Source organism: Micromonospora sp. CPCC 205561, from assembly GCF_036906775.1.
In the GTDB taxonomy this organism is placed as follows: domain Bacteria; phylum Actinomycetota; class Actinomycetes; order Mycobacteriales; family Micromonosporaceae; genus Micromonospora.
The window spans coordinates 95,261-102,013 of the sequence record NZ_JBAKHV010000014.1; the positions used below are offsets into that span (position 1 = coordinate 95,261).

Sequence of the window (6,753 nt, forward strand, 5' to 3'; positions counted from 1 at the left end):
GGCGGTGCAGGATTGTCCCGGTTCGATGGCGAACGGTCCGGCGCGGTCCTTTCGAAAACATCTTTTCGGTCAACCCGAGTCGAGGGGTCGGGTTCGGAGAATTGGCGGTTTCGGTCGCGAAAAGGGTGCCCGTCCTCGGCTGACCGGCCCATCCCCGGGCAATGAGGACTGGCTATGCTTTGGTGATCATGACCCAGTCGGCGGCCGGCGAATCTGGCACCGACTGCTGGTGTGCACCTCGCCTACGCAGCGCTGACCACAAGCCAGCCCGCTACCTGGCCGGTCCAGCCTGAGACCGTCCGGTCGGTGCACGCGGCACGCCCGACTCTCGTGGCCGAGCGGCCCCATCAGGACCGGGAGCCCACACCTCCGGCCACGTTCTCCGCCGGTCGTCGTGGCGAACCCGACTTCGTGCCACCCCGAGGCCCTCCGTGGGCCGGCATGTCAGGAGATCCAGTGCACGTTCCTATCCAGGTACAGGTGTTCGCCCACGACGGGGTGGTCCTCGCCCGACCACCCGATCCGGTGGCGACCGCTGACAGCCGCTATCTCGCCGGTGCGGGCGCCGCCCTGCACAACGGGCTGGACATGATCACGGGCCTCCACCTGACCCTTCCGCACCAGTCGGCGGCCATCTGCAGCACCGGGTCCAGCGCGGACAAGTCGCTGCGGCTGATCAGCCGGTGTGGTCTCAAGACGCCGAGCGATCTGCGCGAGTTCCGCTCCGGTGCGCAGGCGGTGCAGTTCGCCCGGGACGCCGCCGAGCGGGGCGAGACGCTGGAGTTCCAGTTCCCCCCGCACGATCCGCAGCTGCGGGCCGCTCGGGCCCGGGTGTCCCCGGACCTGCTGGCCCGCCTCAACAACAAGACCGTGCTGGAAACACTGGTGGCACCGGAATACCTGCCCCGGCGTCAGGTCGCCACCCCCGAGGAGGTACGCCGCATGGTGCGGCAGGACCGCCGGCCGGCGGTGATCAAACCGGCCGGTGTCGAGGTGTACAGCGGAATTGCGATCTTCACCAGGCGCCTGCAGGATCGGCGGAACCGGGCATTGTTCAACCAGCTCGAACAGGTGAGCGACCGGTGGATCGTCGAGGAGGAGGTGCCCTTCCGGACGATCTGGGGCCTCCAGTTCGGCGTGACCGAGAGCGGAGCGGTGCAGTACTTCGGTGCGTCCGTACACCTGCCGCAGCCCACCTCGACGTGGGTCGGTTGTGTCATGGACGACGACCAGCCGCCGGCGGAGCTGGTCGAAGCGCTGACCGTAGGGGTCCGAAAGGCCAGTGAACTCGGGTACCGGGGGTACTGCTCCTTCGACGCCGGAATCGGTCGCGACGACGAGCTGCGGGTCATCGACCCCAACTTCCGCGTCAGCGGAGCCACCACGTCGCTGCTGCACCGCAGCTCGCTGCTGGGCCGGCACCCCTGTGCCATGACCACGTTCTTCTCGCTGGCCCCCGGCGTCGACGCCGAGCCGATCCTCGCGCCGTTCATCGACCGGGAGCAGTTCGTCGTGTTCATGCACCACGATCCGGCGGAGACGGACAACGGCCCGCTGCCGGCGACCATCGTCGGCATGGTCGGTGCCTCGGACCGTTACGCCTGCGGCGTGCTGATCGCGCAGATCCAGCGGGCGCTGGGCAGGTGACGCGTCGTCCCCCGGGCCGTGGTCGCGGTCCGGGGGAGGGCCGAGGGGTTCACCCGAGGCCCGGCGGGCTACGCCCGGGACACCGTCCTGGCCGTGGGGCGCTGGCCCTCCGACCTCGCGGAGATCGCTGTCCCGGTCGACGTCCGGTACGGCGAGCAGGACACCCGCCACTCACCCGGCAACGGAGCGACGCTGGCCGCCCCGCTCGCTGGTGCCCTCGTGCCGCAGATCGTCGGCGCGGTGCGGTGGACCCGTGCCGAGCCGATCCTGCGTGCCCCGATCGACCGGTGACCCGGCTCGGTCGGCGGCCCGACGGCGGTGGAGGTCCAGACCGTCACATGTCCGTGAGGGCGGCCCGGACGGCGTGCTCGGGGACGTCGGCGACAAGTTCGGGCCCGGCCGGGCCGTCCAGGACGAAGGACAGGCCCGAGGTGGCCTTCTTGTCCCGGCGCATCAGCGCGATCAGCTCGTCGTGGTCGACGTCGGCGGGCAGCGCGGTGTCGAGGCCGTAGCCCGCCACCACGTCGTGGTGCTCGGCCACCCGCTCGGCCGGGACACGGCCGAGGACGCCGGCCAGGCGGCCCGCGAAGACCGTGCCGACGCCGACCGCCTCGCCGTGCCGCAGCCCGAAGTCGGTGGCCCGCTCCAACGCGTGCCCCAGGGTGTGGCCGTAGTTGAGGATGTGCCGTAGGCCGGAGTCCCGCTCGTCGGCGGCCACCACCCGGGCCTTGAGCGCCACGCAGGCGGCGATCTGCTCGGCCACCGGCCGGTCGCGCAACTCGCCCGCGCCGATGAAGTGCGCCCGGGCGATCTCGCCGTACCCGTTGCGCCACTCCCGCCCCGGCAGCGTGCCCAGCTGCTCGGTGTCGCAGAGCACCGCCCTGGGCTGCCAGTACACCCCGACGAGGTTCTTGCCCTCCGGCAGGTTGACCGCGGTCTTCCCGCCGACGCTGGCGTCCACCTGGGCGAGCAGCGAGGTCGGCAGGTGGATCACCGCGATGCCCCGGTGGTAGAGGCCGGCGGCCAGCCCGACCACGTCCGTGGTGGTGCCGCCGCCGCACGAGACGACCGCGTCGGCGCGGGTCAGCCCGAACCCGGCGAACGCCCGGCAGAGCTGCTCCACCGTGGCCAGGTTCTTGTCGTGCTCGCCGTCGCGGGCCGGCACCACCCGGTGCGGCACGCCCGGGTCGGGCGTCCACTCCGGCGGCCGGGCCGAGACCACCACGACCCGCCGCGCGCCGATCCGCGCCACCTCCGCCGGGAGCCGGTGGCGCACGCCGGGGCCGATCAGCACCGGGTACGCGCGCTCCCCGAGCGCCACCTCGATCCGGGCCGGCTCGGCGGGGCCGCGACGGTCAGGTGCGGACACGTGCATGTGGCTGCTGCCTCCTCTGCGCGACGGGTACGGGCGCGGCGACGACCGGGCGGTCCCGGACCATCGACAGGCGCAGCGCCAGCGCGGCCAGCGAGTCCACCTCCGGCCCGATGCCCCACCGGTCGTGGGTGAGCTGCGCGTGGTGCGCCAGCAGGAAGCCGGACGGCGTCGCCGGGTGCTCCCGGCCGACCACGTCGGCCACCCGGTCCAGGTAATGCCTCCACGCCACCGCGACGGCCCCGCCCAGCGGCAGGTCGCCGGCCGACAGGACGATCTTCTCCGCCCGGGCGTCCGCCTGCGCCGCCAGGTCACGCCGCTGCGCGGCGGTGAGTCGCTGGCCGCGCTCCTGCCAGTGCAGGAAGAGGAAAGCCAGCCGGTTGGCCGCCGGCACCAGCGCCGTCAGGTGCCGCAGGTGCGCCACGGCCAGCGGCAGCTCGACGCCGGCCAGCCAGGGGGCGTCGCCGCCGAGCAGGGCCAGGGCCAGGTCACTGCCCGCGGATGCGAGTGGGCCGCCCCGGGCGGCGTCGCGCACCACGCAGCGGCCGGCGGGGAAGGACACCCCCGGGTCGTACGCGAGCAGCCGGGCCCGTACCGCGGCGAGCGCCGCCGGGGTGGCGTGGAAGCCGAGGCTCACGTGCGACCCGGTCGGCGAAGCTTCCGGGTCGAAGAACCACTCCATGCCCGGATCGGCCCGGCGCGTGGCGGCGACCAGGTCGATGAGGACGGTTCCGACCAGCTCGACCACCCGCGTGTCCGGGCGTCCCTCGGCCGACATGGCCGAGCGGGCGAACAACCAGCAGCGTTCCAACGACGGCACCTCGGCTGACGGGCGGGTGGAGCACGGGATTCGACGGTCTGCGGGGGTCGCACCATCATCGACCTGCGGCCCGTTCCACCAACGGATCAGCGGTCCGATCTGGGGACGACTTAGGGGGTGACAGGGGTAGGACGTCGGCAGGGTGCTCGGAAGACTTGGGCCGCTACGGCGAGCGAGGTCTACGCCGCGGATGAGGAGTCTCGCCGACGGACGGATGTGGTGACATTGCTTCGGAGCGACCTGATCCAGCCGTTGTCCGATCTGATCGAGGCGCACGCCGCCAGGTTGGGGAACAAGGTCGCGTTCCGCGACGACCGTCGGGCGGTCGGGTACGCCGACCTGGCGGCGCGGACCCGCCGGCTGGCCGGTCACCTGGCGGCGTCGGGGGTCGGGCGGGGCGACCGGGTCGCCTTCTGCCTCGGAAACCGGGTGGAGACGGTCGAGGCCTGGCTCGCCGTGACGCGGGCCGCCGCGGTCGGCGTACCGGTGAACCCGCACAGCACCGACGCCGAACTGGCCCACCTGCTGGACGACTCCGGTGCCGTGCTGGTGGTCACCGACGAGCGGCACCTCGACCAACTGCTGCGGCTGCGTGCCGCCCGGCCGGCCCTGCGGCTCGTGGTCACGGGGGACGGCCCGGTGCCCGCCGGGGTGACCGCGTGGCGCGACCTGGTCGACACCGAGGCGGGCGTGGACGCCCGTGACGACCTGGGCCTCGACGAGGTCGCCTGGATGCTCTACACCTCCGGCACCACCGGCCGGCCCAAGGGCGTCCTCTCCACCCAGCGCACCTGCCTCTGGTCCGTCGCCGCCTGCTACGTGCCGATCCCCGGGCTCACCGCCGCCGACCGGGTGGTCTGGCCGCTGCCGCTGTTCCACAGCCTGTCGCACATCGGATGCGTACTCAGCGTGACCGCGGTCGGTGCCACGGCCCGGCTCATCGACGGCTTCTCCGCCGACGACGTGCTGCGCGCGGTCGACGAGGACGAGGCCACCGTGCTGGCCGGCGTGCCGGCCATGTACCACCACCTGGTGACCGCCGCCCGGGAGGCCGGCTTCCGCGCCCCGGCCCTGCGGGTCTGCCTGGTCGGCGGGGCGATCACCACCGGCGCGCTGCGCCGGGCGTTCGACGAGGTCTTCGACGCGCCGCTGCTCGACGCGTACGGCAGCACGGAGACCTGCGGCTCGATCGCCGTCACCCGGCCGGACCAGCCCCGGGTCGAGGGCTCCTGCGGGCGCGCGGTGCCCGGCGTCGAGGTCCGACTGGTCAGCCCGCAGACCGGCCTGGACGTGCCGACCGGCGTGGAGGGCGAGGTGTGGGTCAGCGGGCCGAGCGTCATGCTCGGCTACCACGGCCTGCCGGAGGTCACCGCCGCCGCCCTGCGCGACGGCTGGTACCGCACCGGTGACCTGGCCCGCCGCGACGCCGAGGGCAACATCTTCGTCACCGGCCGGCACCAGGAACTGATCATCCGGGGTGGCGAGAAGATCCACCCGGCCGAGGTGGAGGAGGCGCTGCGCGCCGTGCCCGGCGTCGCCGACGTGGCGGTGACCGGCCGCCCGCACGACGTCCTCGGCGAGGTGCCGGTGGCCTTCGTGGTGCCCGGGCCGGAGGGCTTCGACCCCCGCGCCGGGTACGTCGCCTGCCGGGAGAAGCTGTCCTACCACAAGGTTCCGGAGGAGCTGTACGAGATCGGGCAGGTGCCCCGTACCGCCTCCGGAAAGGTCACCCGGCGACTCCTGCTCGACCGGCCGGCGCGGCTGCGGGCCGTCAACGGCAGCCACCACGAGGCGCTGAGCCTGCTCGCCTGGCGGCCACTGGACCTGAACGCCGTACCGCCGGTCGAAGCGCCCGTCCCGACGGCCGCGCAGGCCGCCGTCGCCCCGGCCCGCCGCTGGGCGCTCGTCGGTCCCGGCAGCGAGGCGCTGGTGGCGCCGCTGCGCGCGGCGTCGCCGGGGGACCGGTTCCGGTCCCACCGGGACCTGGCCGCCCTGCGCGACGCCCCGGACGTGCCCGACGTGACGGTACTGCTGGCCGGGTCGACCGACGCCGCCGCGGCGGACCTCGCCGACCGGCTGCGCGGCTGGCTCGACGACGACCGGTTCGCCGGCACCCGGCTGGTGCTGCTGACCGGCCCGGCCGGCGACGCCGCCGCGGGCGACGCGCCCGGCGTGACCGGCGTGACCGGCGACGCGGCCACGGGCCCCGGCGCGGGAGCTGCCGCCGCCGGGTGGGCCGGGCCCGATCCGGCGGCCGGCGCCGTCCCGGCGATCGGGCGCAGCCTGCAGGCCGCGTACCCGGACCGGATCGTGCTGGTCGACCACGACGCCGGACACCGTTCGACCGCCCTGCTGCCCGCCGTGGTGGATGCCGGCGCCGCGCAGGTCGCGCTGCGGCACGGAGCCGCCCGGCACGCGGTCCTCGTGCCGGCCCCCGCGGCCGTGCCGGCGCGGCCGGTGACCGTGGCCGACCCGGACGGCCCGATCCTGGTCACCGGCGCCGACGGACCGGCCGGCGCGGCCCTGACCCGACACCTCGTCGCCGCGCACCGCGCCCGCCGGCTGCGGCTGCTCCACATCGGCGCCACGGCCGGGCCCGCCCTGACGGACCTGGCCGCCGAACTCACCGCCGCCGGAGCCGACGCCGTCGCGCTGCCCGCCGACCGGGCGGGCGACGAGCCGCCCGCCGGTGTCTTCCTCTGCCCGTCGGAGGACGACCTGGCCGACGACGAGGGCGCGGCCCGACTACTCGGCCTCGCCGCGACGCTCGACGCGGTGGCCCGGCTCCCGACCGCCGCGTTCACCGTCCTCGCCCCGTCCGCCCTGCTGCTGGGCGCCGCCGGCCGGGAGCGGGCCGCCGCCGCCGTCGGCGCCCTGCACGCCCTGGCCGCCCGCCGCCGGGCCGCCGGCCTCC

Annotated in this window: 5 protein-coding genes; 3 read left to right on the top strand and 2 right to left on the bottom strand. The window is 74.8% G+C overall.

The window, feature by feature from the left end; all coding sequences use genetic code 11:
* The first annotated feature begins 456 nt into the window (after positions 1-456).
* Complete coding sequence (locus V6V16_RS10775; protein WP_334561771.1) at positions 457-1,647, top strand: ATP-grasp domain-containing protein; 1,191 nt, start codon at positions 457-459, stop codon at positions 1,645-1,647.
* Positions 1,648-1,740: 93 nt separating this feature from the next.
* Positions 1,741-1,938 carry a hypothetical protein gene (locus tag V6V16_RS10780; RefSeq protein ID WP_442934062.1) on the top strand — a complete coding sequence of 66 codons (198 nt, stop codon included), beginning with the start codon at positions 1,741-1,743 and terminating at the stop codon, positions 1,936-1,938.
* Positions 1,939-1,981: 43 nt separating this feature from the next.
* Here the strand turns inward: V6V16_RS10780 and V6V16_RS10785 are convergent, their stop codons facing one another.
* Both V6V16_RS10785 and V6V16_RS10790 read right to left on the bottom strand, forming a co-directional pair.
* Positions 1,982-3,022 (bottom strand): 3-dehydroquinate synthase family protein, encoded by a 1,041-nt coding sequence (locus tag V6V16_RS10785; protein ID WP_334561773.1) that lies wholly within the window; start codon positions 3,020-3,022, stop codon positions 1,982-1,984.
* Complete coding sequence (locus V6V16_RS10790; protein ID WP_334561775.1) at positions 3,003-3,839, bottom strand: hypothetical protein; 837 nt, start codon at positions 3,837-3,839, stop codon at positions 3,003-3,005. The genes V6V16_RS10785 and V6V16_RS10790 overlap by 20 nt, the downstream gene beginning before the upstream one ends.
* A 219-nt stretch (positions 3,840-4,058) precedes the next feature.
* Between V6V16_RS10790 and V6V16_RS10795 the strand changes: the two genes are divergently transcribed.
* Positions 4,059-6,753 (top strand): AMP-binding protein (locus tag V6V16_RS10795; RefSeq protein WP_334561777.1); only part of this gene is annotated, 2,695 nt, incomplete at its 3' end.

Excerpts from the sequence above, each read along its gene's own strand:
- V6V16_RS10785 (WP_334561773.1), bottom strand. The coding sequence starts at position 3,022 with ATGCACGTGTCCGCACCTGACCGTCGCGGCCCCGCCGAGCCGGCCCGG.